Here is a 1,421-nt window from a genome sequence, read left to right as displayed (position 1 = left end):
GTAGACTGCCACGCATTTCCAACAACTTTCATCGACGACCCAAGCCATGACGATCTCCCCCGCCCTCGTTTTCGCTTTCGCGCCCAGCGGCACGCTGCGCGCCTCGATCAACCTCGGCAACCCGATCCTGGCCAACAAGGACGCGGCCAGCGGCCAGCCGGTCGGCGTCTCAATCGACCTGGCGCACGAGTTCGCGCGGCGGCTCGGCGTGGGTGTCGAGCTGGTGGTGTTCGAGAAGGCGGCGGCTTCGGTCGATGCGGTGAAGAACGAGAAGGCCGACATCGGCTTCTTCGCCATCGACCCGGCACGCAGCGAAGGGCTGCTGTTCACCGCGCCCTATGTGCTGATCGAGGGCAGTTACCTCGTGCCCGAAGCCTCGGCGCTGACCGACAACGCACAGATCGATGCGAAGGGCCATCGCATCTCGGTCGGTTCGGGCAGCGCCTACGACCTGTTCCTCACGCGCGAGATCAAGGCTGCCGAGATCGTGCGCCTGCAGGGCGCAGGGCCTGCACTCGCGGCGCTGCGTTCCGGAGAAGTCGAAGTGGCAGCCGGCATCCGCCAGATGCTCGAAGGCGAAGCGCAGCGCGCACCCGGCGTGCGCGTGCTGCCGGGTCGCTTCATGGTGATCCAGCAGGCCATGGGCACGCCGGCCAGCCGCGGTGCCGAAGCACAGGCACTGCTCGCTGCCTTCGTCGAAGAAATGAAGGCCAGCGGCTTCGTGGCCGATGCACTGAAGCGCCACCGCATCGAGGGCGCGAGCGTGGCGCCCGCGGCCTGACGCGCCGGCGCTTCATCCAGTCAGAGCTTGTACGCCTCCACCGGCCCCCGCGAATAGAACAGGAAGTAGCCCGTCGAGGTCTGGAAGCCGTTCTTCTGCCAGCCCGCCGGCACCTTGAAAACGCCGAGCTGCTCGCTCGCCATGCCGACGAAGGCGGTGTTCTCCTTGTCGGTGGTGATGCGAGTCCATTGCTCGCGCGTCACCGGCTTCATCTGCATCTTCGGTTCGCTCCACTCGGGCGTGCGCACCTTGTCGCGCATCACGTAGCGGTCGCCCTGCTTCTCTATCTTGATCAGCTCCTTGAGCGCGCCGTTCTGCTTGACGGCGTAGGTGCCGACCAGTTCGGCCTCGGGTCCGCTGCTGCTGCTGCTGTTGCTTGCGCCGCAGCCGGCCAGCAGCAGCAATGCCGATGCTCCGGCAGCCAGCCATTTCAATGCTGTGTTCATGATTGATCCTCGTGCGATGGGGCGCGCACCACCCGCATGCCGGACAGCGCGCGCCGGTTCAAACAACGCTCAGCGCTTGTCGTTCTCGCGCAGCTTCAGGCTGCCCTGGAAGCGCAGCGCGTGCGGGTACTCTTCCTTCTCGACCCCAGCATCGACCGCCGCCATCTTCTGCTGGCTCACCTGCGTCTTGGCCA

Annotated in this window: 2 protein-coding genes; one reads left to right on the top strand and one right to left on the bottom strand. The window is 66.0% G+C overall.

Annotated features, from left to right (window positions below; genetic code table 11):
* Positions 1 to 46: 46 nt before the first annotated feature.
* Positions 47 to 781, top strand: a complete 735-nt coding sequence (locus tag ACSFA3_RS23245) for a transporter substrate-binding domain-containing protein (protein ID WP_435464484.1) — start codon at positions 47 to 49, stop codon at positions 779 to 781.
* Between the two features lie 20 nt (positions 782 to 801).
* On the opposite strand, the gene ACSFA3_RS23240 is transcribed toward ACSFA3_RS23245, so the two are convergent.
* Positions 802 to 1,227 (bottom strand): hypothetical protein, encoded by a 426-nt coding sequence (locus ACSFA3_RS23240; RefSeq protein WP_435464483.1) that lies wholly within the window; start codon positions 1,225 to 1,227, stop codon positions 802 to 804.
* Positions 1,228 to 1,421 lie beyond the last annotated feature (194 nt).

It is taken from the genome of Variovorax glucosi, assembly GCF_051216695.1.
Lineage (GTDB): Bacteria > Pseudomonadota > Gammaproteobacteria > Burkholderiales > Burkholderiaceae_C > Variovorax.
The sequence above is the reverse complement of the archived record's forward strand: the minus strand, read 5'-3'. Positions and strand labels throughout refer to the sequence as shown.